The 25,619-nt window shown below is 71.4% G+C and carries 21 protein-coding genes and 1 tRNA gene; 11 read left to right on the top strand and 11 right to left on the bottom strand.

Annotation, left to right across the window (positions count from 1 at the left end):
• Positions 1-164: 164 nt before the first annotated feature.
• A tRNA-Leu gene (locus tag ACFYZQ_RS17190) sits at positions 165-252 on the bottom strand.
• A 195-nt stretch (positions 253-447) separates the two neighbouring features.
• Here ACFYZQ_RS17190 and ACFYZQ_RS17195 point away from each other — a divergent pair.
• The 3 genes from ACFYZQ_RS17195 (at position 448) to ACFYZQ_RS17205 (ending at position 3,345) form a co-directional block, all read left to right on the top strand.
• Complete coding sequence (locus ACFYZQ_RS17195; RefSeq protein WP_389147744.1) at positions 448-1,773, top strand: M20/M25/M40 family metallo-hydrolase; 1,326 nt, start codon at positions 448-450, stop codon at positions 1,771-1,773.
• A gap of 174 nt (positions 1,774-1,947) precedes the next feature.
• Positions 1,948-2,181 (top strand): chaplin ChpH, encoded by a 234-nt coding sequence (gene chpH, locus ACFYZQ_RS17200; protein ID WP_388794886.1) that lies wholly within the window; start codon positions 1,948-1,950, stop codon positions 2,179-2,181.
• A gap of 111 nt (positions 2,182-2,292) precedes the next feature.
• The gene (locus ACFYZQ_RS17205) at positions 2,293-3,345 is read left to right on the top strand and encodes a chaplin family protein (protein ID WP_389147747.1); all 1,053 of its coding nucleotides are present in this window, start codon (positions 2,293-2,295) and stop codon (positions 3,343-3,345) included.
• A gap of 70 nt (positions 3,346-3,415) precedes the next feature.
• On the opposite strand, the gene ACFYZQ_RS17210 is transcribed toward ACFYZQ_RS17205, so the two are convergent.
• Positions 3,416-3,604: a DUF5703 family protein gene (locus tag ACFYZQ_RS17210; protein ID WP_030053310.1), complete on the bottom strand. Its 189-nt coding sequence runs from the start codon at positions 3,602-3,604 to the stop codon at positions 3,416-3,418.
• A 47-nt stretch (positions 3,605-3,651) separates the two neighbouring features.
• On the opposite strand from ACFYZQ_RS17210, the gene ACFYZQ_RS17215 reads away from it, so the two are divergent.
• Complete coding sequence (locus ACFYZQ_RS17215; protein WP_389147750.1) at positions 3,652-4,353, top strand: hypothetical protein; 702 nt, start codon at positions 3,652-3,654, stop codon at positions 4,351-4,353.
• A gap of 60 nt (positions 4,354-4,413) precedes the next feature.
• Here the strand turns inward: ACFYZQ_RS17215 and ACFYZQ_RS17220 are convergent, their stop codons facing one another.
• Together ACFYZQ_RS17220 and ACFYZQ_RS17225 are read right to left on the bottom strand one after the other, a co-directional pair.
• Entirely contained in the window at positions 4,414-6,675 is a 2,262-nt protein-coding gene (locus tag ACFYZQ_RS17220) for a helix-hairpin-helix domain-containing protein (RefSeq protein ID WP_389147752.1), read from the bottom strand.
• Complete coding sequence (locus ACFYZQ_RS17225) at positions 6,672-7,655, bottom strand: aldo/keto reductase (protein ID WP_389147754.1); 984 nt, start codon at positions 7,653-7,655, stop codon at positions 6,672-6,674. The genes ACFYZQ_RS17220 and ACFYZQ_RS17225 overlap by 4 nt, the downstream gene beginning before the upstream one ends.
• A 164-nt stretch (positions 7,656-7,819) precedes the next feature.
• Here ACFYZQ_RS17225 and ACFYZQ_RS17230 point away from each other — a divergent pair, with 164 nt between their 5' ends.
• Positions 7,820-8,875 (top strand): LLM class F420-dependent oxidoreductase, encoded by a 1,056-nt coding sequence (locus ACFYZQ_RS17230; protein ID WP_389147757.1) that lies wholly within the window; start codon positions 7,820-7,822, stop codon positions 8,873-8,875.
• A 231-nt stretch (positions 8,876-9,106) separates the two neighbouring features.
• Positions 9,107-9,895, top strand: coding sequence for a ferritin-like domain-containing protein (locus tag ACFYZQ_RS17235; RefSeq protein ID WP_389147759.1), 789 nt, complete (start codon positions 9,107-9,109; stop codon positions 9,893-9,895).
• A 9-nt stretch (positions 9,896-9,904) separates the two neighbouring features.
• On the opposite strand, the gene corA is transcribed toward ACFYZQ_RS17235, so the two are convergent.
• The gene (corA, locus tag ACFYZQ_RS17240) at positions 9,905-10,903 is read right to left on the bottom strand and encodes a magnesium/cobalt transporter CorA (protein ID WP_389147762.1); all 999 of its coding nucleotides are present in this window, start codon (positions 10,901-10,903) and stop codon (positions 9,905-9,907) included.
• A 62-nt stretch (positions 10,904-10,965) separates the two neighbouring features.
• Between corA and ACFYZQ_RS17245 the strand changes: the two genes are divergently transcribed.
• The 4 genes from ACFYZQ_RS17245 (at position 10,966) to mshC (ending at position 14,428) form a co-directional block, all read left to right on the top strand.
• Positions 10,966-11,652, top strand: coding sequence for a histidine phosphatase family protein (locus tag ACFYZQ_RS17245; RefSeq protein ID WP_389147764.1), 687 nt, complete (start codon positions 10,966-10,968; stop codon positions 11,650-11,652).
• A gap of 78 nt (positions 11,653-11,730) precedes the next feature.
• Positions 11,731-12,321 (top strand): DUF3090 domain-containing protein, encoded by a 591-nt coding sequence (locus tag ACFYZQ_RS17250; protein ID WP_389147767.1) that lies wholly within the window; start codon positions 11,731-11,733, stop codon positions 12,319-12,321.
• Positions 12,285-13,103 (top strand): SCO1664 family protein, encoded by an 819-nt coding sequence (locus ACFYZQ_RS17255; RefSeq protein ID WP_389147770.1) that lies wholly within the window; start codon positions 12,285-12,287, stop codon positions 13,101-13,103. Before ACFYZQ_RS17250 ends, ACFYZQ_RS17255 begins: the two co-directional genes overlap by 37 nt.
• 95 nt (positions 13,104-13,198) lie before the next feature.
• Complete coding sequence (gene mshC, locus ACFYZQ_RS17260) at positions 13,199-14,428, top strand: cysteine--1-D-myo-inosityl 2-amino-2-deoxy-alpha-D-glucopyranoside ligase (RefSeq protein ID WP_389147772.1); 1,230 nt, start codon at positions 13,199-13,201, stop codon at positions 14,426-14,428.
• Positions 14,429-14,496: 68 nt separating this feature from the next.
• On the opposite strand, the gene ACFYZQ_RS17265 is transcribed toward mshC, so the two are convergent.
• The 6 genes from ACFYZQ_RS17265 to ACFYZQ_RS17290 all read right to left on the bottom strand — a co-directional run bounded on the left by ACFYZQ_RS17265 (position 14,497) and on the right by ACFYZQ_RS17290 (position 21,732).
• A complete protein-coding gene (locus tag ACFYZQ_RS17265; RefSeq protein WP_389147775.1) occupies positions 14,497-15,486 on the bottom strand; it encodes a PAC2 family protein in 990 nt (329 codons plus the stop codon).
• 174 nt (positions 15,487-15,660) lie between these two features.
• Positions 15,661-16,332 (bottom strand): FadR/GntR family transcriptional regulator, encoded by a 672-nt coding sequence (locus tag ACFYZQ_RS17270; protein ID WP_388794847.1) that lies wholly within the window; start codon positions 16,330-16,332, stop codon positions 15,661-15,663.
• Between the two features lie 199 nt (positions 16,333-16,531).
• Positions 16,532-18,148 (bottom strand): FAD-dependent oxidoreductase, encoded by a 1,617-nt coding sequence (locus ACFYZQ_RS17275; RefSeq protein WP_388794844.1) that lies wholly within the window; start codon positions 18,146-18,148, stop codon positions 16,532-16,534.
• Positions 18,149-18,197: 49 nt separating this feature from the next.
• Positions 18,198-19,736 carry a glycerol kinase GlpK gene (gene glpK / locus ACFYZQ_RS17280; protein WP_389147778.1) on the bottom strand — a complete coding sequence of 513 codons (1,539 nt, stop codon included), beginning with the start codon at positions 19,734-19,736 and terminating at the stop codon, positions 18,198-18,200.
• Positions 19,737-19,831: 95 nt separating this feature from the next.
• Positions 19,832-20,626, bottom strand: a complete 795-nt coding sequence (locus ACFYZQ_RS17285) for an MIP/aquaporin family protein (RefSeq protein WP_389147781.1) — start codon at positions 20,624-20,626, stop codon at positions 19,832-19,834.
• Positions 20,627-20,967: 341 nt separating this feature from the next.
• Entirely contained in the window at positions 20,968-21,732 is a 765-nt protein-coding gene (locus ACFYZQ_RS17290; RefSeq protein WP_388794834.1) for an IclR family transcriptional regulator, read from the bottom strand.
• Positions 21,733-22,026: 294 nt separating this feature from the next.
• Here ACFYZQ_RS17290 and metH point away from each other — a divergent pair, with 294 nt between their 5' ends.
• A complete protein-coding gene (gene metH / locus ACFYZQ_RS17295) occupies positions 22,027-25,542 on the top strand; it encodes a methionine synthase (protein ID WP_389147784.1) in 3,516 nt (1,171 codons plus the stop codon).
• Positions 25,543-25,619: the final 77 nt, after the last annotated feature.

The raw sequence follows: 25,619 nt of genomic DNA on the forward strand, positions 1-25,619 counted from the left end.
TCGCCCGGAGGAGAGATGGCCCACAAAGGCCGCCGGGCGGTGGAAAACACCCGTTGCGCGGCACCTCGGCCGCCACCGAACGTGATGGCCGGCCTGCCGCGTGCCAAGCCGCCTGCACCACGGCCCCGACATGCGAAAGACCCCTGCTCAGCAGGGGTCTCGACTGGTGTCCGAGGGGGGACTTGAACCCCCACGCCCGATAAAGGGCACTAGCACCTCAAGCTAGCGCGTCTGCCATTCCGCCACCCGGACAAGGTGTCTGTCGTGCGTGGTCTCCCTCGCGGCGACACAGGAAACACTACCAGGCTTTCGGGGGTGGCCGATCACACCCCGTCCCGCCGCCCGCCCGCGCGTGAACGGCGTGTGACGGGCCGGGACCGGTCTTGGGGCCGTGGCGGGCGGGGAGGGAGTATGAGAGGAACCGACCAGACAGCGGGAGGAAGCAGCGTGAGCGAGACGGACACGGCCAACGGCGTCACCGGCGAGGACGAGGTCGTGGACCTCTGCCGCGAGCTGATCCAGTTCGACACCAGCAACTACGGCGACCACTCGGGCCCCGGCGAGCGCAAGGCCGCCGAGTACGTCGCCGAGAAGCTCGCCGAGGTGGGACTGGACCCGAAGATCTACGAGTCGCACCCCGGGCGGGCGTCGACCGTGGCCCGTATCGAGGGCGAGGACCCGTCCCGGCCCGCGCTGCTGATCCACGGCCATCTCGACGTCGTACCCGCCAACGCCGCCGACTGGACCCACGACCCCTTCTCCGGGGAGGTCGCCGACGGGTGCGTGTGGGGCCGCGGCGCCGTCGACATGAAGGACATGGACGCGATGACGCTGGCGGTCGTGCGGGACCGACTGCGCAGCGGGCGCCGACCGCCCCGGGACATCGTGCTGGCCTTCCTCGCGGACGAGGAGGCCGGCGGCACGTACGGGGCACGGCACCTCGTCGACAACCACCGCGAGCTCTTCGACGGGGTCACCGAGGCGATCAGTGAGGTCGGCGGGTTCTCGTTCACCGTCAGTGAGCAGCGGCGGCTGTACCTCATCCAGACCGCCGAGAAGGGCATGCACTGGATGAAGCTGACCGTGGCCGGGACCGCCGGGCACGGGTCGATGATCCACCGGGACAACGCGATCACCGAGCTGTCGGAGGCGGTGGCACGCCTGGGCCGGCACACGTTCCCGGTGCGGGTCACCAAGACCACGCGGGCCTTCCTCGACGAGCTCGGCGACGCGCTCGGCACCGAGCTGGACCCGGAGGACATGGAGTCCACGCTGGCCCGGCTCGGCGGCATCGCCAAGCTGATCGGCGCGACCCTGAGCAACACGGCCAACCCCACGCAGCTGGGCGCCGGCTACAAGGTCAACGTCATTCCGGGCGAGGCCACCGCGCATGTCGACGGGCGGTTCCTGCCGGGGCACGAGGAGGAGTTCCTCGCCGACCTCGACCGGATCCTGGGGCCGAAGGTGAAGCGGGAGGACGTGCACGCCGACAAGGCCGTCGAGACCACCTTCGACGGAGCGCTGGTCGAGGCCATGCAGTCAGCGCTGCTGGCCGAGGACCCGGCCGCCAAGGCCATTCCCTACATGCTCTCGGGCGGTACGGACGCCAAGTCCTTCGACGACCTCGGCATCCGCGGCTTCGGCTTCGCACCGCTGAAGCTGCCGCCGGAGCTGGACTTCGCGGGCATGTTCCACGGGGTGGACGAGCGGGTGCCGGTGGACGGGCTGAAGTTCGGTGTGCGCGTGCTCGACCGGTTCATCGACGCGTCGTGAGGCACGCGCTGTGGAGCACGCGTCGTGAGGCAATGGGCTGAGCTATTCGGGCGCCCGTACGAGAACGACTGAAAAGAGTGAATGCGACGATAAGCTCGTAGCTCGATTACTCCCTCCTCGTTACAGGTAATGCGATCAGCGACACGAGATCGCTTTTGCCAACAAGGAGGAATAATGCTGAAGAAGGTCGTCGCCGCTGCGGCTGCCACCGGTGGTCTGGTGCTCGCGGGTGCGGGTCTGGCCGTCGCCGATTCGGGTGCCCACGGTGCCGCCGTGCACTCCCCGGGTGTCGCTTCCGGCAACGTCGTCCAGGTGCCGGTCCACGTCCCGGTGAACGTGTGCGGCAACACGATCTCGGTGATCGGGCTGCTGAACCCCGCCTTCGGCAACACCTGCGTCAACAAGTGACGTCGTCTCTCTGATGGCGTTCACGCGTCGGCCCCGGAGCGCGCGCCATGCGCTCCGGGGCCGACCGGTCTTTGGTGAAATCCAGGAATGAAGGCAGGGGGGAATTCAGCAATGCGACAGGCTACCCGAAAGGGTCTGATGACCATGGCGGCCGCGACCGGTGTGTTGGCCGCCGCCGGTGGCTACGCCCACGCGGACTCCGGGGCGACCGGCTCCGCGTCCCACTCGCCGGGCGTACTGTCCGGCAACACCGTCCAGGCGCCGGTGCACGTGCCGGTGAACGTCTGCGGCAACACGGTGAACGTCGTCGGGGTGCTCAACCCCGCGGTCGGCAACACGTGCGTCAACCACGGCGGCGGCCACTCCTCGGGCGGGTACGGCGGGTACGGCGGCTCCGGTCACGGCGGCTCGGGTCACGGCGGCGCCCACGCGGGCGGGCACACCGGCGGTTCCCCGGGCGTACTGTCCGGCAACACCGTCCAGGCGCCGGTGCACGTGCCGGTGAACGTGTGCGGCAACAGCGTCGACGTGGTGGGCCTGCTCAACCCCGCGGTGGGCAACGAGTGCGACAACCACGGCGGCTCGGGTCACGGCGGCGCCCACGCGGGCGGGCACACCGGTGGTTCGCCGGGCGTCGGCTCGGGCAACCACGTCCAGGTTCCGGTCGACGTCCCGGTGAACGTGTGCGGCAACAGCGTCGGCGTCATCGGTGCCGGCAACTCCACCACGGGCAACCACTGCGCGGACGGCGGGGGCAACGGCGGCGGCCACCAGACCCAGCCGCCCGGCGACGGGCACGGAACGCCCCCGGGGCAGCCGGGCAACCCGGGCAACCCGGGGCAGCCGGGCCACCCGGGCCAGCCCGGCAACCCCGGTCATCCGGGCCAGCCTGGCCACCCGGGCCACCCCGGCAGTCCGCAGCACCCGGGCACGCCCGGAACGCCGGGGCACCCCGGCACTCCGGGCCACCCCGGTACCCCGGGGAAGCCGGGCGGCTCCTCGCACGTCGGCCAGCAGGGCGGGCGTGCCGGCGCCTCGTTGCCGGCCGCCGCGCAGCTCGCCCACACCGGCGGGGACCTGCCGCTCGGCGTGGTCCTGCCCGCGGGCGCGGGCGCGCTGCTGGCGGGCGCGGTGCTCTACCGCAGGGCGCGGGCCTCGGTGTGACGCACGACCGGTGCCCCCACCGGTGGAAACGGAGGGGGCACCGCCGTGCGCGGGGCCCCCTCGTGCTGCCTCACCACGTGGCGCGCACCTGACGGATGATCCGCCGGCGCAACCGCACCTTGCGGCTGCCGTCCCGCAGCAGGCTCAGTCGGTCCAACTCCCAGTGTCCGTACTCCGCATGGTCCGTCAGCAGTCGAGTGGCGTCCTTGCGGGAGACCCCGCGAGGCACGTACACGTCGACGAATTCGTATTCCGGCATCGCATCTATTGTGCGGGCTGGGGCCCGGTACGGATAGCGTCTGCACTATGTCTGATGCTGCGCAGCCCACCGCTGCCGAGGTACGCGCCGCCGCCGAGGCGGTCAAGACCGCGCTCGACCGTCACCTGGCCGCGGTCGAACGCAGGTCGGGGGAGGACGACCCGGCCGTCTACGAGGCGTTCAACCAGCTGGCGGCGGCCGCCGAGGCGTACGACGAGCTGCTCTACGACCGCTACGACGAGGTGACCCCCTTCGAGATCCCCGCCGCGGAAGACTCGCTTCCACCGTACGCGGGCCCCGAGGAACCGAACGGGATCAGCGTGCTGATCCGCCGCGACTACGCCGTGGCGGAACCCCAGCGGCTGCGCGCACAGGCCCAGCGGGTCGAGGCTGCGGACCACGACGACGGCGAGGACGCCGCCGGCACGGTCCACGGGGCCCTGGGCATCCTCTTCGGGGAGTTCGAACCCGACGAGATCGCCTCCAGGCACAAGGAGTTCGGCCTCGAGGAAGGCGACTCCACGCTCTGGGTGACCGCCGCCGAGGAACCGGCCGAACCGGGCGAGTGGCTGGAGGCCCCGTTCGAGCACGTCGACCCGCAGCGGGTGGTGTGCCGCTTCGACGTCAGCGCGGTCTTCGACGACGAGACCGACGACGGCGACGACGGCGACGAGACCGACGAGATCGACGAACTGGCGGAGGACCTCGACGAGGACGAGGACCTGGAACCCCTGGACGCCGACCGCTGACCCGGCCGGACCGGCGGTGCCGCACGGGCCCTCGGGCCGGTACGGCACCGCTTGTCCCGATCAGCCGGCCGCCGGAACCTGCGCTCTCAACAGCACCGGCAGACGTGTCGTCCTCGGCTTCGCCAGGACCTCGGCGACGGCCCTGGGCAGCGCCTGCTCGACGCCGTGCACCACGGACAGATGCCGGCTCGCCCGGCCGAAGGCCGTGTACACCCAGGGCCGGCTGAGCGCCTGGGCCGCATCGCCGGGCAGCACCACGACCACCGCGGGCCACCGCCCGCCGACCGCCTGGTGCGCGGTCAGCGCCCACCCGTGCCGTACGGACTGCTCCACGCGCTCCCGCGGTACGACCACGGGCACGCCCGCGCACGACAGGTGCAGCCCTTCGGCGTCGGCCTTCACCACCTGGCCCGGCAGCGTACGGCCGGGAGCGGGGGAGTAGGCGACCCGGTCACCGGGGTCGAAACCGCCGAAGCGTCCGGGGCCCGGGTTGAGCCGCTCCTTCAGCGCCGCGTTCAGCACCCGGGTGCCCGCGGCGCCCCCGTGGCCCGGGGTGATCACCACCGTCTGCTCGGGCGGGACGCCGATGGCCCGCGGCACCGAGTCCGCGACCAGCTGCACCGTCCGGTGCACGGCCTCGCCCGCGTCCCGGACCGGCACGATGACGAGCTCCTTGCCGGGCGCCTCGACCTGGTTCAGCTCACCGACCCCGACGCCGGAGACCAGCTCTCCGAGCGGACCCGGATCGGGGACCCGGGAAGCCACCTGCGGGCAGACGCGGGCGGCGATCAGGTCGGCGAAGACCCGGCCGGGCCCGGCCGACCACAGCACCGCCGGGTCCCCGCTCAGCACGAGGCGGGCGCCGTCGGGCAGCGACTCCACGATCACCGCCGCGCTCTCCACGTCGAGCTGCGGGGCGTCCAGCACGATCAGCAGGTCCAGGTCCAGACTGCCGTCGGCGTCCCGGCCGGGCCCCTCGGTGCCGGCCAGCAGACCGGACACGGTCACGACCGGGCCGCTGCCCTCCCGCTCGCCGTCGGCGTCGAGCAGGGCGGCGAACCTGTCCCGCCCGTCCGGCGTGTGGCAGGCCGCGACGGCCCGCAGCCCGGCCGCCCGGACCGCGGTGAACAGCGCCGCCGGTTCGGCACGGGCCGCCTCGCCGCCGGTGTGCAGCACCAGACCATGTCCGGCCACGGCACGGGCCAGCTCGGCGGCGCCGCGCGCCGTCACCGCTTGCCACTCCTCGGGGGCTTCCTTGGACGGTGCGTTGACCAGACGGGCCAGACCGTCGGCGAGGCTCTCCTCGGCGAGCGCGTACCGCTCCAGGCCGGCCAGGACACGCACCGGGCGCTGCTCCTCGCTCTCCTCCCCGTCCTCCTGAGCCGGCCGGGCCGGGGCGCCGGGCTCCTCCAGCGCGTCCTGGAACACCAGGGCCTCGCCCTCCGCGATCGCGCTCCGCACGGTCGCCTCCGGGTCCGGTACGGTCCGCCGGGCCAGGGCCTCGGTGAGCGCGGGCAGTTCCAGGGCGGTGTGCCCGGCCAGGGCCGCCTGCTCCAGCAGCCAGACCGTCATCGCCCGGCCCCGCCGCTCGTCGTCCGGGCCGCACTCCGCGCCGAGCAGCGCCCGCGCGAAGCCGTCGGCCTGCTCCGGCCGCACTCCCGTCACCCGGAGCAACTGCCAGGGATCGGCCCGCAGCACCGCGTCGGCACCCTCGCCGAGGGCCGCCGCGACCTGCGGCGCGAGGGCCTCCGGCGCACCGCCCTCCGCCAGGACGCGCCGTACGGCCTCGACGGTGTCCGGCGCGGGTGCGGCGGCGGCCGGTGCCGGCTCCGGCCTGCGCACGGGCTCGGCGGCCGGCCTGCGCGGGGCGTGCTCCGGCTCGGCGAACACCGTGGCGGCCGGCTTCTCGCCGCTCTCCACCGCCCGCACGGCCGCGAGCAGATCGGCGGCCGTGCCGCTCAGCTTGCCGCCGCTCGCGATCGGCCCCTGCCTCTCGGCCTTCCGCCGCGCGATGCGCTCCCGCTCGACCCGCTGCGCCGCCAGCTCGGCCTCCGCCTCGGACAGCTTTGAGGCGGTGTCCCCGGCGCTGTCCCCGGCCGGTCCGGTCGCGCCCCCTGCGTCCGCTTCCCGTGCGTCCGCCTCCCCTGCGTCCGCTCCCGGGGTGGGCGGGGCGGGGTCCGCGGCCTCCCCGGCGACGGCGTCCGAGCCGCCTGTCTCCGCGGCTCCTTCGCCGGCCCCGGCCGCCCCAGGCGTGCTGTCCGGGGTTCCGGTGCCTTCTGCCGATCCGTCGGAGACCCCCGAGGTCTCCGGGTCCGTGCTCACAGCGTGCTCCAGTCGTGATCGGGATAGCGGTGCACGGGCGCCGACACGTCGTCGAGCGCCCGGCAGATCTCGTCAGGAAGACTAAGGGCCTCCACTGACAACGCCGCCGTGAGCTGCTGCGCGTTGCGCGCTCCCACGATCGGCGCGGCGACGCCCGGACGGTCCCGCACCCATGCGAGGGCGACCTGCAGCGGGGTCACCGCGAGACCGTCCGCCGCCGTCGTCACGGCGTCCACGATGCGGGTCGCCGTGTCGTCGAGGTACGGCGCGACGAACGGCGCCAGATGCTCCGAGGCACCGCGCGAGTCCGCCGGAGTGGAGTTGCGGTACTTCCCGGTCAGCACCCCGCGCCCGAGCGGCGAGGACGGGAGCAGTCCCAGCCCGAGGTCCAGCGCGGCCGGCAGCACCTCGCGCTCGACACCGCGCTGGAGCAGCGAGTACTCCATCTGCGTACCCGCCAGCCGGGTCCGCGTCCCCGGCGCCGCGAGCTGCCAGGTCGCCGCCTTCGCCAGCTGCCAGCCGCAGAAGTTGGAGACGCCCACGTAACGGGCACGGCCGCTGCTCACCGCCAGGTCCAGGGCCTGCAGCGTCTCCTCCAGCGGGGTGTCCGGGTCGAAGGCGTGCACCTGCCACAGATCGACGTGGTCGGTGCCGAGGCGGGCCAGGGAGGCGTCCAGCGCGGCCAGCAGATGACCCCGCGAGCCGTCGAAACGGCGGTCGGGGTCGGGTACGCTCCCCGCCTTCGTGGAGATGACCAGGTCCCGGCGCGGCACCAGCCCTTCCAGGAGCTGCCCGAGCAGATACTCGGCCTCTCCGGCGCCGTAGACGTCCGCGGTGTCGACGAGGGTCCCGCCCGCCTCCCAGAACGCCTTCAGCATGTCCGCGGCGTCGTGCTCGTCGGTGTCCCGGCCCCACGTGAGGGTGCCCAGCCCGATCCGGGACACACGCAGGCCGGTACTGCCCAGATGCCTCTGCTCCATGCTGGCCGAGATTACTGGCCGGGACTGGTACGTGGGCTGCCTGTGGATAACCGATTTCCCGCCCTGGTCGGAGCCTACGCACCCACCCGTCCGGCACCATCGTCCACCCACCCGCGCTAGGGTCGCCCCCACAGGGACGTTACTGATGGGTAAGGGGATCGGCCATGCAGCTCGGGATCAACCTCGGCTACTGGGGCGCGGGAATGGACGCGGACAATCTCGCCGTGGCGAAGGAGGCCGACCGGCTCGGCTATGCCGTTTGCTGGGCCGCCGAGGCGTACGGCTCCGACGCGGCCACCGTGCTCAGCTGGGTCGCCGCCCAGACCGAGCGCATCGACGTCGGCTCCGCCATCTTCCAGATCCCGGCCCGCCAGCCCGCGATGACCGCGATGACCGCGGCGACGCTGGACTCGCTCTCCGGCGGCCGCTTCCGGCTCGGCCTCGGTGTCTCCGGGCCACAGGTCTCCGAGGGCTGGTACGGCGTCAAGTTCGACAAGCCGCTGGCGCGCACCCGCGAGTACGTGGAGATCGTGCGGAAGGCGATGACCCGGGAGCGGCTGACGTACGAGGGCCGGCACTGGACGTTGCCGCTGCCCGGCGGACCGGGCAAGCCGATCAAGCTGACCGTGCACCCGCAGCGCGAGCACATCCCGCTGTACATCGCCGCCATCGGGCCGAAGAACCTCGAGCAGACCGGTGAGATCGCCGACGGGGCACTGGTGATCTTCCCCTCCGCCGAGCACCTCGAGGACACCACGATCAACCACCTGCGGGCCGGACGCGAGAAGGCCGGGAAGACCATGGACGGCTTCGACGTCTGCCCGACCCTGCCGCTGGCCGTCGGCGACGACAAGGACGTGTCCCGGCTCGCCGACGTCTTCCGCCCCTACACCGCCCTGTACGTGGGCGGCATGGGCAGCGCCAAGCAGAACTTCTACAACCAGCTCGCCCGGCGCATGGGGTACGAGAAGGAGGCCGCCGAGATCCAGGAGAAGTACCTCTCCGGGGACAAGCAGGGCGCCGCGGCCGCGATTCCGCAGGACCTCATCGACAAGACCACGCTGCTGGGCTCCGTCGACCGCATCGCCGACCGGATGCAGGCCTACGCCGCGGCCGGTGTCACCACCCTCAGCCTCGCCCCGGCCGGCTTCACGCTCGACGAGCGCCTCGCCTCCCTCCGCGCCGGCACGGAGGCACTGGAGCGGGCGGGACTCGCGTAGAGCCCGTTCGCGACGACAGGGACGCTCGGGGCTTCGCGGCCGTGGTGGGGGCTCGGGGGATCTTCCCCGCCACGGCCGTCACGGGGAACAACGCGCCCGGGTCCGCGCGGTTACGCCCCCGCCGCGACCCCGGTGCTCCTTCTTCCGGCCCAGTCGGCCCACACAGGTGTTGCAGCACCCGCGATGCCGCATTTGACTCGATTGCGGATTCCTGCGGAAAGGCGACCCACCATGCTGTCGGCGAAGAGCGTGTTCCAGGAGATCCTCGACAACGACGAGTCCTTCCGGCTGTTCTGCTCCATCGCGGCGAGCGGCGAGGCGCAGGGCGGCTGGGAGAACGGGCGGATCGCCGCGCTGGTACCGGAGGGCGAACACGCGCTCGTGCCCAAGATCACCCGGCACGGTGCCGACGAGGACAAACACGGGCGGATCTTCAACGCCCTCCTGCGCAACCGCGGCCTGGAACCGGCCCCCGTCCCGCCCCGGACCGACTACACGATGCTCCTGGAGCGGCGCGGTATCGGCCTCGCCCACGACAAGCTCCGCCGCAACGAGCCGCTGAGCGTGCAGGACCTCATCGTCTACCTGGCGCACAGCCGGGTCACCGAACAGCGGGCCGCCGAGCAGATGGCCCTGCTCCGCAGGCACTTCGCCGACCACCCCCAGGTCGGCAAGGCCTTCCGCATGATCTCCGACGACGAGGCCAACCACCTCGCCTACACCCACGAGGAACTGCTGCGCTTCGCGGCCTCCGGCTACGGCAGGCTCATCCAGCGCACCCTGCGCGACTGCGCGCTCGCCGAGATCCGCGTCCACCGGGACGTGAGTCTCGCCGTCATGGCCCACATGGGGCGCATCCTCGGCTGGCCGAAGGCCAGGCGCGCGACCCTCGCGGCCGGCATCCGCGCCGTGTACGTCTACGAGCGCGCCGCGGGCTGGCGGCGCATGGTGTCGCTGCGCACGCCCGACCGCCGTGACCCCCTCGGCGGCCCCGCGACCACCGCCCCCGAGTTCGCCTGAGCCGCCCGCTCACAGCCACCCGCGCCGCTTGAACAGCCGGTACAGCAGCACCTCCAGAGCGGCCATCACCACGATCACCGCCGGATACGACCACACCCAGTGCAGTTCCGGCATGTGCTCGAAGTTCATGCCGTAGATGCCCGCGATCATCGTGGGGATCGCGGCCATCGCCGCCCACGCGGAGATCTTCCGCATGTCGTCGTTCTGCCGGACGCTCGTCTGCGCCAGATGGGCCGACAGGATGTCCGACACCAGCCGGTCCAGACCGTCCACGGACTCGTTCACGCGCGTGAGGTGGTCGCTGACGTCCCGGAAGAAGGGCCGGGCCTTGTCGTCCACGAAGGCCACCCCGCCGCCGCCCGTCGGCCCGGTGCCGGCCAGCCGCGTCAGCGGCAGCGCCAGCGGACCCGTCGCCCGGCGGAACTCCAGGACCTGCCGCTTGAACGTGTAGATCCGGGAGGCGGTGTTGCGTGAACCGCCCACCTCCGGCGAGAACACCTCCGCCTCCAGTTCCTCCATGTCGGTCTGCAGCTCGGTCGCCACCTCCAGGTAGTGGTCGACGGTGGCGTCCGCGATCGCGTACAGCACGGAGGTCGGGCCCTTCTCCAGCAGCTCCGGCTCCTCCTCCAGACGGCGCCGCACGGCCGCCAGCGGAGAACCCTCGCCGTGCCGGACGGTCACCGCGAACCCGTCACCGAGGAAGATCATCACCTCGCCGGTGGAGACGGCGTCGCTCTCCGGCTCGTACACCACCGGCTTGAGCACCACGAACAGCGAGTCGTCGTACACCTCCAGCTTGGGCCGCTGGTGCGCGTTGAGGGCGTCCTCGACGGCCAGCGGATGCAGCCCGAACTCCTCGGTGACGCGTTCGAACTCCTTCTCCGACGGCTCGTGCAGCCCGATCCACACGAACCCGCCCACCGCCCGCGCCGCGGCCAGCGCGTCGGACAGGTCGTCCAGGCCTTCACTGCGGTGCCCGTCCCGGTAGACGGCACAGTCCACGATCAAGAAACCCAACCTCCTGTTGCCAGCACTCCGCCGCACAGCGATGTGCGCCTACGCTGGTCCGCATGCCCACGCTGATCCTCGTAAGGCACGGACGTTCCACCGCCAACACCGCCGGACTGCTCGCCGGCTGGACGCCCGGCGTCGCCCTGGACGAACGCGGGGCCGCGCAAGCCGCCGCGCTGCCCGGGCGACTCGACGGGCTGCCCCTCTCCGAGGTCGTCACCAGCCCCCTGCAACGCTGCCAGGAAACCATCCGTCCGCTGCTCGACGCCCGGCCGGACCTGCCCGTGCACACCGACGAACGGATCGGGGAGTGCCACTACGGCGACTGGTCCGGCCGCAAGCTCGCCGAGCTCGCGGACGAGCCGCTGATGCAGGTGGTGCAGGCACACCCCTCCGCGGCCGCGTTCCCCGGCGGCGAATCCATGCGCGCCATGCAGACCCGCGCGGCCGAGGCCGTGCGGGAGTGGAACGCGCGCGTGGAACGCGACCACGGCGCCGACGCCGTGTACCTCATGTGCTCGCACGGCGACATCATCAAGTCCCTCGTCGCCGACGCACTCGGACTGCATCTCGACCTCTTCCAGCGGATCTCCGTGGAACCGTGTTCCATCACCGCGATCCGTTACACCCGCCTCAGGCCGTTTCTCGTTCGCCTCGGCGACACCGGGGATTTCGCCTCCCTTGCGCCCCGCGAGGAACCCACCGGGGATGACGCACCAGTGGGTGGTGGTGCGGGCGCACCGTGATCGTCGGGCGCAGTAGGGTGAAGCGTCCACACACAGACCCCTCCCGCAGTCACAGCATCGATTCAATGGAGACAGGACGTGTCCCGTCAGGTGTTCCTCTACGACCCGCCGGACCGCTTCGTGGCCGGCACGGTCGGGCTGCCCGGGCGCCGTACGTTCTTCCTCCAGGCTTCCGCCGGCCCCCGGGTGACCAGCGTGGTCCTGGAGAAGACCCAGGTCGCCGCGCTCGCCGAGCGCATGGAAGAGCTCCTCGACGAGGTCGTACGCCGCAGTGGCGGCCAGGCCCCGGTGCCCGCGGTGACCCCCTCCGAGGTCGCCGACACCGCCCCGCTCGAGACTCCCATCGAGGAGGAGTTCCGCGTCGGCACCATGGCGCTGGCCTGGGACGGCGAGGAACAGCGGATGATCGTCGAGGCCCAGGCCCTGGTCGAGCTGGACGCCGACTCCGAGGAGGACCTCGCGGAGGCGGAGGAGCGGCTGCTCCAGGACGAGGAGAACGGCCCCCCGATGCTGCGGGTCCGGCTCACCGGCGCGCAGGCCAGGGCCTTCGCCAAGCGCGCCCTCGACGTCGTGAACGCCGGGCGGCCGCCGTGCCCGCTGTGCAGCCTCCCGCTCGACCCGGAAGGACACGTATGTCCGCGCCAGAACGGATACCGCCGCGGAGCGTGACCGGCGCCGCCCTCCTCGCCGAGGGCGAGCTGACCGTGCGCGGACGCATCCGCGACGCCTCCAACGCGGCGCTGTACTGCACGGTGACCCACGACGGCCGGGAAGCCACCTGCGTGTACAAGCCGGTCGCCGGGGAACGCCCGCTGTGGGACTTCCCCGACGGCACCCTCGCCGAGCGCGAGGTGGCCGCGTACGAGGTCTCCGAGGCGACCGGCTGGGGCCTGGTGCCGCCCACCGTGCTGCGCGAGGGACCGTACGGCGAGGGCATGGTCCAGCTGTGGATCGAGGCGACCCCGGAGGCCGAACTGCTCGCCCTGGTGGACACCGAGGAACCCGAACCGGGCTGGAAGGCCATCGGCTTCGCCGAGGTCGACGAGGGGAGGACCGCGCTGCTCGTGCACGCCGACGACGAGCGGCTGCGCCGCCTCGCGGTACTGGACGCCGTGATCAACAACGCCGACCGCAAGGGCGGCCACCTCCTGCCCACCGCCGGCGGACCGCTCTACGGCATCGACCACGGGGTCACCTTCCACGTGGAGAACAAGCTGCGCACTCTGCTGTGGGGCTGGGCCGGGGAGCCCCTCACCGCGGAGGCCGTCGGCGTCCTCGAGGGCCTCAAGCACGCCCTGTCGGACGACGGGGAACTCGCCCTGAGGCTGGCGCGGTTGCTCACCGCCGCCGAGGTCGAGGCCACACGCGCGCGTGTCGAGGCCCTGCTGACCTCCGGTAAACACCCCGAGCCGAGCGGCGAGTGGCCGGCCATTCCCTGGCCGCCGGTGTGACAGCACACCGCGCACCAGAACACAAGATCGCCTTTCCGGCCAAGCGGCCTGGTCCGGTTCGTACGCGCGACTCGCGGGCGGTTAGGCTCATGTACATGCATGCCTGGCCCGCTTCCGAGGTCCCCGCCCTGCCCGGCAAGGGTCGCGACCTGAGGATCCACGACACCGCGACCGGGGGTCTCGTCACCCTTGATCCCGGTCCCGTCGCCCGTCTCTACGTCTGCGGCATCACGCCGTACGACGCCACCCACATGGGGCACGCGGCGACCTACAACGCGTTCGACCTGGTGCAGCGCGTGTGGCTCGACACCAAGCGGCAGGTTCACTACGTCCAGAACGTCACCGACGTCGACGACCCGCTGCTGGAGCGGGCCGAGCGGGACGGCGTCGACTGGGCCGCCCTCGCCGAGAAGGAGACGGCCCTGTTCCGCGAGGACATGACCGCCCTCAGGATGCTCCCGCCCCGGCACTACATAGGCGCCGTCGAGGCGATACCCGGCATCGTCCCGCTCGTGGAGCGACTGCGCGACCTGGGCGCGGCCTACGAGCTCGAGGGCGACACCTACTTCTCCGTCGAGTCCGACCCGCACTTCGGCAAGGTCTCGAACCTCGACGCCGCGGCCATGCGGCTGCTGTCCGCCGAGCGCGGCGGCGACCCCGACCGGCCCGGCAAGAAGAACCCGCTCGACCCGATGCTGTGGATGGCCGCCCGCGACGGCGAGCCCAGCTGGGACGGCGGCTCGCTGGGCCGCGGCCGGCCCGGCTGGCACATCGAGTGCGTCGCCATCGCCCTGGACCACCTCGGCATGGGCTTCGACCTCCAGGGCGGCGGCTCCGACCTGGCCTTCCCGCACCACGAGATGGGCGCCTCGCACGCCCAGGCACTCACCGGCGAGTTCCCCATGGCCAAGGCGTACGTGCACGCCGGCATGGTCGCCCTGGACGGCGAGAAGATGTCCAAGTCCAAGGGCAACCTGGTCTTCGTCTCCCAGCTGCGCCGCGACGGCGTCGACCCGGCCGCCATCCGGCTCACCCTCCTCGCCCACCACTACCGGACCGACTGGGAGTGGACCGACCAGGTGCTCGCGGACGCCGAGGCGCGGCTCGCACGGTGGCGTGCCGCCGTGTCCCGGCCCGACGGACCGCCCGCCGAGACGCTCGTCGAGGAGATCCGCGAGGCCCTCGCGAACGACCTCGACTCCCCGGCCGCCCTGGCCGCCGTCGACCGCTGGGCCGCCCTCCAGCAGGAGTGGGGCGGCACCGACACCGGCGCCCCCGGCGTCGTGACCCGGGCCGTGGACGCGCTGCTGGGCGTCGCCCTGTAGCGGCTCTCCGGACGTCGAAGGGGGCGGTACGCGTCGTGCGTACCGCCCCCTTCACAACCCCCGGCGCGTCAATCCTCCGAGGAGTCGTCGTCCTCGGTGCCCGGTTTGGGCGGCTTCGGCGGCCGGGCACGGCCGCTCGGATTGTCCCTGAGGTACGAGGACGGCGGCCCGTCCCCGCCGTCCGCGGTCGCATGGCCCCCGGGGCTTCCGGGCGGGCCGACGTCCCGGCGCCGCAGATAACGCTCGAACTCGCGGGCGATCGCCTCGCCCGACGCCTCCGGCAGCTCGGCGGTGTCCCGCGCCTCCTCCAGCGTCTGCACGTACTCGGCGACCTCGCTGTCCTCGGCGGCCAGCTGGTCCACGCCCACCTGCCAGGCCCGTGCGTCCTCCGGCAGCTCGCCCAGCGGGATGCGCAGGTCGAGCAGGTCCTCCAGACGGTTGAGCAGGGCCAGCGTCGCCTTCGGGTTCGGCGGCTGCGACACGTAGTGCGGGACGGCCGCCCACAGCGACACCGCCGGGACACCGGCGTGCGTGCAGGCCTCCTGCAGGACGCCGACGATGCCCGTCGGCCCCTCGTACTTGGTCTCCTCCAGGTCCATCCGCTGGGCCAGGTCCGCGTCGGACGTGACCCCGCTGACCGGGACCGGACGCGTGTGCGGGGTGTCGCCGAGCAGGGCGCCCAGCACCACCACCAGCTCCACGCCCAGCTCGTGCGCGAAGCCCAGCAGCTCGTTGCAGAACGAGCGCCAGCGCATGGACGGTTCGATGCCGCGGACCAGCACCAGGTCGCGCGGCTTCTCGCCGCCGACCCGCACCACCGACAACCTCGTCGTCGGCCAGGTGATCTTCCGCACTCCGCCGTCCATGAAGACCGTGGGACGGTTCACCTGGAAGTCGTAGTAGTCCTCGGCGTCCAGCGCCGCGAAGACCTCGCCCTTCCACTCCCGCTCCAGATGCGCGACCGCGGTGGAGGCGGCGTCGCCGGCATCGTTCCAGCCCTCGAACGCGGCCACCATGACCGGGTCGATCAGCTCGGGAACCCCCTCGAGCTCGATCACCCAGCGCCTCCTTCCGACGTGCCCTCACGTACGTCCCAACCTTACGGCGTCCGACGCGGGCGCCCGCAGCCCCCTTGTACGGGGTGGTGAACGGATCACTGCCCCGATCACCACCCCGGAACACCACTTGCCGTGCGGAGACTCACCACCGTCGGCCCGTGCCGACTCGGGGAGTCACAGGGTGCTGCGAAGCCACTGCTCCACGCTCGCGATGTGCACGGTCGCCCAGGAGCGGGCCGCCTCCGCGTCCCGGTCGCGCAGGGCGCCCAGGATCGCCCGGTGCTCGCGGAGGGTGCGGCTGACCGCGTCCTTCTGGGTCAGACCGCGCCAGATCCGGGCCCGGGTGGTCGGCCCCGACAGGCCGTCGAGCAGCGAACACAGCACCGAGTTGCCCGAGCCGCGCACGATGCCCCGGTGGAACTCCAGGTCACAGGCGACGAGTTCCTCCACCGACGGCTCTGCGCCGAGCGCGTCCAACTGTGCGGCCAGCGCGTCCAGTTGCTGTTCGCTGATCCGTGGGGCGGCCATCGCCGTGGCGGCCGGCTCCAGAATCCGGCGCACCGCGAGGAACTCCAGGACCGTGTCGTCGCGGTGGAAGTCCACGACGAAGCTGAGCGCCTCCAGCAGCAGCTGGGGATCCAGGCTGGTGACGTACGTCCCGTCGCCCTGCCGCACGTCCAGGATCCGGATCAGCGACAGCGCCCGCACGGCCTCCCGCAGGGAGTTGCGCGACAGCCCCAGCTCGGCGGCGAGCTCACTCTCCTTGGGCAGCCGGTCGCCGGGCCGCAGGGCGCCGGAGACGATCATCCCCTTGATCTTCTCGATCGCCTCGTCGGTGACCGCCATGGCGAGCCTCCCTGTCGCTCAGACCTCCGATGTGTCAGCACATTATGGGGGCACACCGGGGGAATCCCGACCGTCGCGCCCCAAGCGGAAGGGGCGGCCCCGTCGCCATGGAGCCGCCCCTTCCGCTTTCCCGGCCCCGGTGCGGAAGGGGCCGTCCCTTGACGCCGGCCCCGGTCAGGGAAGTGGGCCGGCCGGGGGTCTACTTCTTGTCCAGCAGGTCCTGGACCTTCGCGCGGACCTCGTCCGTGGCCAGACCGCGGATCGTCAGCGTCGTACGGCGGCGCAGCACGTCGTCCGGAGTCTCGGCCCACTCGTGGTCACGGGCGTAGACGACCTGCGCCCAGATCTCCGGGGCGTCCGGGTGGACGCGCTCGGCGAGCTCCGGGTTGTCGTTGGCCAGCCGGGCGATGTCGAAGGCCAGCGAGCCGTAGTGGGTGGCCAGGTGCCGGGCGGTGTCCGCCGCCATGCGCGGACCGGGTGCCGGGCGGTCCACCAGCAGACGGTGGGCGACCGCGCGCGGGTTGGCGATGCCGGGCAGCGGCAGCTTCTTCGGCAGGGTGGAGATGGGCTCGAAGTCGTCGCCCAGCGGGTGACCCGGCAGGGACTCCAGCTTCTGCATGACCGTACGGCCGATGTGGCGGAAGGTGGTCCACTTGCCGCCGGCGACGGACAGCATGCCGCCCCTGCCCTCGGTGACGACGGTCTCGCGCTTGGCCTTGGCGGTGTCACCCGGGCCGCCCGGCAGCACCCGCAGTCCGGCGAAGGCGTAGGTGATCAGGTCGCGGCTGAGCTGCTGGTCCCGGACGGAGAACGCGGCCTCGTCCAAGATCTGGGCGATGTCCTTGTCGTTGACCGCGACATCTGCCGGGTCGCCTTCGTACTCCTCGTCGGTGGTGCCGAGCAGCAGCATGTCCTCCCAGGGGAGGGCGAAGGTGATGCGGTACTTGTCGATCGGGGTGGCGAGGGCGGCCTTCCACGGGGAGGTGCGCTTCAGCACCAGATGCGCGCCCTTGGACAGACGGATGGACGGCGCCGCGTTCGGGTCCTCCATCCTGCGCAGGTGGTCCACCCACGGGCCGGTCGCGTTCAGGACCAGGCGGGCATTGACGCCGAACTCGTCACCGGAGGTGCGGTCGCGCAGGTCGGCGCCCGTCACCCGGCCCTTGGTGAAGCGCAGGCCGGTGACCTCGGCGTGGTTGAGGACGACCGCGCCCGCGTCGACGGCGGCGCGGACCGTCATCAGCGCCATGCGCGCGTCGTTCATCTGGTCGTCGCCGTACACGGCGACGGCCTTGAGGTTCTCGGTGCGCAGCTCCGGCACGTCCTGCGCGGCCTTCGACGGGCTCAGCAGATGGCCGACGCCGTCACCGAAGGCGGACAGCGCGGAGTAGGCGAACACGCCCGCGCCGAGCTTCGCCGCGCCGTGCGGCCCGCCCTTGTACACGGGGAGGTAGAAGGTGAGCGGGTTCGCCAGGTGGGGGGCCACCTGGCGGGATACCGCACGGCGCTCGAAGTGGTTCTCCGCCACCAGCTTCACCGCGCCGGTCTGCAGGTAGCGCAGACCGCCGTGGAGCAGCTTGGAGGAGGCGGAGGAGGTGGCGCCGGCGAAGTCGCCGGCGTCGACCAGGGCCACCCTGAGCCCGGACTGCGCGGCGTGCCAGGCGGTGGAGATGCCCAGGATGCCGCCGCCGATCACGAGAAGGTCGTACGACGCCTTGGAGAGCTGCTCCCTGGTCTCGGCTCGGCTCGGGAGAGAGCCGGACGCCGGGCGCGTCCCCAGGGCAGGTATGGACTGCAGGGTGGACTGACTGGTCATTTCGGGTGCTTACTCCTCATCAGAGCTGTTCTGAGCTGTTCTGTTCAGTTCAGCTCTCGTGCTCGATCCAGCCCATGGTCCGCTCGACGGCCTTGAGCCAGCTCTTGTACTCACGTTCGCGGGTCTCCGCGTCCATGCGGGGGGTCCACTCGGCGGCCCGGCGCCAGTTTGCGCGCAGCTCGTCGGTGCTGGACCAGAAGCCGACGGCGAGACCGGCGGCGTAGGCGGCGCCGAGGCAGGTGGTCTCGGCGACCATCGGACGCACCACGGGCGCGTCCAGGACGTCGGAGAGCGTCTGCATCAGCAGGTTGTTGGCGGTCATGCCGCCGTCGACCTTGAGCGTCACCAGCTCGTCGCCGGAGTCCTTGACCATGGCGTCGGCGATCTCCCGCGTCTGCCAGGCGGTGGCCTCCAGGACGGCGCGGGCGAGGTGCGCCTTGGTCACGTACCGGGTCAGGCCGGCGATCACACCGCGGGCGTCGGAGCGCCAGTGCGGGGCGAACAGACCGGAGAAGGCCGGTACGAAGTAGGCGCCGCCGTTGTCCTCGACCGAGAGCGCGAGCGTCTCGATCTCGGCGGCGGTGGAGATCAGGCCCATCTGGTCGCGCATCCACTGCACCAGCGAGCCGGTGACGGCGATCGAGCCCTCCAGGGCGTACACCGTCGGCTGGTCGCCGATCTTGTAGCCGACGGTGGTCAGCAGACCGGCGTAGGAGTTGATGATCTTGTCACCGGTGTTCATCACCATGAAGGTGCCGGTGCCGTAGGTGGACTTGGTCTCGCCCTCGGAGAAGCAGCACTGGCCGAACAGGGCCGCCTGCTGGTCGCCGAGCGCGGAGGCGACCGGGATGCCGCCGAGCAGCTCGCCCAGCTTGCCGCCGGTGACCTCGCCGTACACCTCGGCGGACGAGCGGATCTCCGGCAGCATCGCCAGCGGGACGCCGATGGACGTGGCGATCTTCTCGTCCCACTGCATGGTGTGCAGGTTCATGAGAAGGGTGCGGGAGGCGTTGGTGACGTCGGTGACGTGCCGGCCGCCGTTGACACCGCCGGTCAGGTTCCAGATGACCCAGCTGTCCATCGTGCCGAAGAGGATGTCGCCCGCCTCGGCGCGCTCCTTGAGCCCCTCGACGTTGTCGAGCAGCCAGCGGGCCTTCGGGCCGGAGAAGTAGGACGCGAGCGGCAGGCCCGTCTCGCGGCGGAAGCGGTCCTGGCCGACGTTGCGGCCGAGCTCGTTGCAGAGCGCGTCCGTGCGGGTGTCCTGCCAGACGATGGCGTTGTGGACGGGCTCACCGGTGTTCTTGTCCCACAGCACGGTGGTCTCGCGCTGGTTGGTGATGCCGATGGCCTTGATGTCGTCGCGGGTGATGCCGGCCTTCTGGACGGCTCCGGCGACGACCTCCTGGACGTTGGTCCAGATCTCGTTGGCGTTGTGCTCGACCCAGCCCGGCTTCGGGAAGATCTGCTCGTGCTCCTTCTGGTCGACGGAGACGATCCGGCCGTCCCGGTCGAAGACGATGCAGCGCGAGGAGGTCGTGCCCTGGTCGATGGCGGCGATGAACGGGCCGGCAGTGTGGGCGTCGGTCACTGTGTGCTCCTGAGGAATCCGTGGTTGAGGGGCGTTACGTACGGCGCGTGCCCGTAGGCCGTGGCCCGGGCCGCCCGTGGACGGCCCGGCGCTTCCTAGGCGAAAGCAACGTTGTAGATGCCTGCGGCTATCGCGCCGCCGATCAGCGGACCGACCACCGGGATCCAGGCGTAGCTCCAGTCGGAGCCGCCCTTGTTGGGCAGGGGCAGAAGGGCGTGCACGATGCGCGGACCGAGGTCACGGGCCGGGTTGATCGCGTAGCCCGTGGGGCCGCCGAGGGAGAGACCGATGGAGACGACCACCAGTGAGGTGATCAGCGCACCCAGGGTGCCCAGACCGTTGCCCTTGTCGTTCAGGCCCTGCGTGAGGACGGCGAGCACCAGCACGATGGTGCCGATGATCTCCGTGGCGAGGTTCTGCACCACGTTCCGGATCTCCGGACCGGTGGAGAAGATGCCCAGGACCGGGCCGGCGCCCTTCTCCTGCGCCTCGACGGCCTTGGCCGCCGTGGCCTGCGCACCGGGACCGCCGACGATCTCCTTGTCGGTGAGGTGCGCGTGGAACTGGCCGTAGTAGGCCACCCAGACAAGGGCCGCGCCGATCATGGCGCCGAGCAGCTGGCCGCCCCAGTAGACGGGGAGGTTGCTGAAGTCCTTGTCCTTGATCGCGAGTGCGAGGGTCACGGCCGGGTTCAGGTGGGCGCCGGAGAGCGGCGCCGAGGTGTAGACGGCCGTCAGAACGGCGAAACCCCACCCGAAGGTGATGGCGAGCCAACCGGCGTTACGGGCCTTGGAGGCCTTCAGGGTCACGGCGGCGCAGACGCCGCCGCCGAGGAGGATGAGTATGGCGGTACCGATGGTCTCGCCGATGAAGATGTCGGAGCTGGACACCCGCGACTCCTTTGTCCTTCGTCCAGGGAAGCCGAACCCCGGGTCCCTCCGGGGGTTCAGCGCCCTCAGGGGTGAGAGCGATGCCGGCCCTTGGCGTTGTCACACTCTAGCGCGTATTGCCGGTAGGTGTTCGACAATGCCGACCGATGGACGGGAGTCTTGCCCGGCCCGAGGCACGCGTCAAGAGTTCTGTTATCGAATATGCGATCGTTATTGATCGCTCTTACTGATCAAGGATCGGGCGCGAGAAGCGCTGTTATGTGCGGTATGTCCCTTTCAGGGTATGGCGAGAGCCGGAACGCCGCCCTGCGTCCCGGTCCGACCCCCGATTCCCGCCGCGCTCAGAACCGCCCGGCGCCCAGATCCCGCGACACCGCGCGGGCGCAGTCCCGTACCGCCGCGATCAGCTCGGGACGCAGCTCCCCGTCCCTGCACAACCGCTCCACGGCGCCGGTGATCCCCACCGCGCCCACCGGCATCCGCCGCCGGTCGTGGATCGGCGCGGCCACCGAGGCCACACCCTCCCAGGTCTCCTCCACGTCGGCCGCGTATCCCCGCGCGCGCGAGAGGTCGAGGATGTGCTCGAAGTCCGCCCAGTCGCACACCGTGCGGTCGGTGAACGGCTTCCGGTCGGCCTCCAGGGCCTCGCTGTGCGCGACCGGGTCGTACGCGCAGAGCACCTTGCCGAGCGCCGTGGAGTGCAGCGGCTGCATGGCTCCGATCTCCAGGACCTGCCGACTGTCGTCGGGCCGGAAGACGTGGTGCACGATCAGGACGCCCTGCTGGTGCAGCACGCCCAGATAGACGCTCTCCCCGCTGGAACGGGCCAGGTCGTCGGTCCACACCAGCGCCCGCGCCCGCAGCTCGTGCACGTCCAGATACGTGGTGCCCAGACGCAGCAGCTCCGCGCCCAGCTGGTAGCGCCCGGAGGCGTCGTCCTGCTCCACGAAGCCCTCCTGCTGCAGGGTGCGCAGGATGCCGTGGGCGGTGCCCTTGGCGAGGCCCAGGGACGAGGCGATGTCCGACAGGCCGAGCCGTCGCTCGCCGCCCGCCAGCAGCCGCAGCATCGCGGCCGCCCTTTCGAGCGACTGGATGTTCCGTGCCATCGCCGTACTGCCTCCGTCCGCTTCGTCCGTCGCCGCGCATACGCCGCTGACGCCGTTCGGCAATGCCGAACACTACCGGTCCATGACGACCTCCCGCCAATGGTCGGTCGGTACTTGTTACGTCGCACCCAGTCCGCACGCAGTCCGCGCGTGGCCCACCGGCCACACTCGTCCGGGTCGTGGACGCCCTGCCCATCAAAGCGGACTCCCGGTTACGCTGGCGCCGTGCGTCCTGCCCGGGCCCGCCCGGGCAGCCGCATAGCCGACAGCCGTCGCACCTCAGGGAGCCCCTTCATGGCCTCGTTGCCACCGACCCCTTCCGCCGACGACCCCAGGACCCGTGTGTCCGCCCTCCGAGAGGCCCTCGCCACCCGTGTGGTGGTCGCCGACGGAGCGATGGGCACGATGCTCCAGGCACAGGAGCCGACCCTCGACGACTTCCAGCACCTCGAGGGCTGCAACGAGATCCTCAACGTCACCCGCCCGGACATCGTCCGCTCGGTCCACGAGGCGTACTTCGAGGCGGGCGTCGACTGCGTGGAGACCAACACCTTCGGCGCGAACCTCACCGCCCTGGGCGAGTACGACATCCCCGAACGCATCACCGAGCTCTCGGAGGCCGGCGCCCGCATCGCGCGCGAGACCGCCGACGCGTACACCGCCCGGACCGGGAACCGGCGCTGGGTGCTCGGCTCCATGGGCCCGGGCACCAAGCTGCCCACCCTCGGCCACACCACCTTCGGCGCCATCCGGGACGCCTACCAGCAGAACGCCGAGGGCCTGCTCGCCGGCGGCGCCGACGCCCTGCTGGTGGAGACCACCCAGGACCTCCTGCAGACCAAGGCCTCCGTCGTCGCCGCCCGCCGCGCCATGCGCACGGCCGGCTACGACGTACCGCTGATCGTGTCCGTGACCGTGGAGACGACCGGCACCATGCTGCTCGGCTCCGAGATCGGCGCGGCCCTCACGGCCCTGGAACCGCTCGGCATCGACATGATCGGCCTGAACTGCGCCACCGGCCCCGCCGAGATGAGCGAGCACCTGCGCTACCTGGCCCGCCACTCCCGCACCCCGCTGTCCTGCATGCCGAACGCCGGCCTGCCCGTCCTGACCAAGGACGGCGCCCACTACCCGCTGACGGCCCCGGAACTCGCGGACGCCCACGACACCTTCGTCCGCGAGTACGGCCTGTCCCTGGTCGGCGGCTGCTGCGGCACCACCCCCGAGCACCTGCGCCAGGTGGTCGAGCGCGTCCGGGACGTCACCCCGACCGAGCGCCGGCCACAGCCCGAGCCCGGGGCGGCCTCCCTCTACCAGTCCGTGCCGTTCCGGCAGGACACCTCCTACCTGGCGATCGGCGAGCGCACCAACGCCAACGGCTCCAAGAAGTTCCGCGAGGCCATGCTGGAGGGCCGCTGGGACGACTGCGTGGAGATGGCCCGGGAGCAGATCCGCGAGGGCGCGCACATGCTCGACCTGTGCGTGGACTACGTCGGCCGGGACGGCGTCGCCGACATGGAGGAACTGGCCGGCCGTTTCGCCACCGCCTCCACGCTGCCGATCGTGCTGGACTCCACCGAGGTCGACGTCATCAAGGCCGGCCTGGAGAAGCTCGGCGGACGCGCGGTCATCAACTCCGTCAACTACGAGGACGGCGCCGGTCCCGAATCCCGGTTCGCCAGGGTCACCCGGCTCGCGCAGGAGCACGGCGCCGCGCTGATCGCGCTGACCATCGACGAGGAGGGCCAGGCCCGCACCCCGGAGAAGAAGGTCGAGATCGCCGAGCGGCTGATCGCCGACCTGACCGGGAACTGGGGCATCCGTGAGGAGGACATCCTCATCGACACCCTGACCTTCACCATCTGTACCGGTCAGGAGGAGTCCCGCAAGGACGGCATCGCCACCATCGAGGCGATCCGCGAGCTGAAGCGGCGCCACCCCGCCGTGCAGACCACCCTCGGCCTGTCGAACATCTCCTTCGGCCTGAACCCGGCCGCCCGCATCCTGCTGAACTCCGTCTTCCTCGACGAGTGCGTCAAGGCGGGCCTGGACTCGGCGATCGTGCACGCCTCGAAGATCCTGCCGATCGCCCGGTTCTCCGAGGAAGAGGTCCGCACCGCCCTCGACCTCATCCACGACCGCCGCAGCGACGGCTACGACCCCCTGCAGAAGCTCATGCAACTGTTCGAGGGCGCCACGGCCAAGTCGCTGAAGGCGGGAAAGGCCGAGGAACTGGCCGCCCTCCCGCTGGAGGAACGCCTCAAGCGGCGCATCATCGACGGCGAGCGCAACGGCCTGGAGGCCGACCTGGACGCCGCGCTCACCGAGCGCCCCGCCCTCGACATCGTCAACGAGACCCTGCTGGACGGCATGAAGGTCGTCGGCGAGCTGTTCGGCTCCGGCCAGATGCAGCTGCCGTTCGTACTGCAGTCCGCCGAGGTGATGAAGGCGGCCGTGGCCCACCTCGAGCCGCACATGGAGAAGTCCGACGCCGAGGGCAAGGGCACCATCGTGCTCGCCACGGTGCGCGGCGACGTCCACGACATCGGCAAGAACCTGGTGGACATCATCCTGTCCAACAACGGCTACAACGTGGTCAACCTGGGCATCAAGCAGCCGGTCTCGGCGATCCTGGAGGCGGCCGAGGAGCACAAGGCCGACGTCATCGGCATGTCCGGCCTGCTGGTGAAGTCCACGGTGATCATGAAGGAGAACCTGGAGGAGCTCAACCAGCGCGGCCTGGCGGCCAGCTACCCGGTCATCCTCGGCGGCGCCGCCCTCACCCGCGCCTACGTCGAGCAGGACCTCCACGAGATCTACGAGGGCGAAGTCCGCTACGCCCGCGACGCCTTCGAGGGCCTCAACCTGATGGACGCGCTCATCGGCGTCAAGCGGGGCGTGCCCGGGGCGAAGCTGCCGGAACTGAGGCAGCGCCGGGTCCGGGCGGCCACCGTCGAGGTCGAGGAGCGGCCCGAGGAAGGCCACGTACGCTCCGACGTCGCCACCGACAACCCCGTACCCACCCCGCCCTTCCGGGGCAGCCGGATCGTCAAGGGCATCCAGCTCAAGGAGTACGCGAGCTGGCTGGACGAGGGCGCCCTGTTCAAGGGCCAGTGGGGGCTGAAGCAGGCCCGCACCGGCGACGGACCCACGTACGACGAACTCGTCGAGACCGAGGGACGGCCGCGGCTGCGCGGCCTGCTGGACCGCCTCCAGACGGAGAACCTGCTGGAAGCGGCCGTGGTCTACGGCTACTTCCCGTGCGTGTCCAAGGACGACGACCTCATCATCCTCGACGACGAGGGCAACGAGCGCACCCGCTTCACCTTCCCCCGCCAGCGGCGCGGCCGGCGCCTGTGCCTCGCGGACTTCTTCCGCCCGGAGGAGTCGGGGGAGACCGATGTCGTCGGCCTGCAGGTCGTCACCGTCGGCTCCCGGATCGGTGAGGAGACGGCCAAGCTGTTCGAGTCCAACTCCTACCGCGAATACCTCGAACTGCACGGCCTGTCCGTCCAGTTGGCCGAGGCCCTCGCCGAGTACTGGCACGCCCGGGTCCGCTCCGAACTCGGCTTCGCCGGAGAGGACCCCAGCGACATCGAGGAGATGTTCGCCCTGAAGTACCGCGGCGCCCGTTTCTCCCTCGGCTACGGTGCCTGCCCCGACCTGGAGGACCGCGCCAAGATCGCCGAGCTGCTCCAGCCGGAGCGGATCGGCGTCCACCTGTCCGAGGAGTTCCAGCTGCACCCCGAACAGTCCACGGACGCGATCGTGATCCACCACCCCGAGGCCAAGTACTTCAACGCCCGCTGAGCAGGGACGAGCGCGGCTCGACCGGTAAAACAGGCGGTCCACCATCCGGAGTCGTACACTGGTCGATCCACCGCAGG

This window comes from Streptomyces sp. NPDC001843 (assembly GCF_042891955.1).
GTDB lineage: Bacteria > Actinomycetota > Actinomycetes > Streptomycetales > Streptomycetaceae > Streptomyces.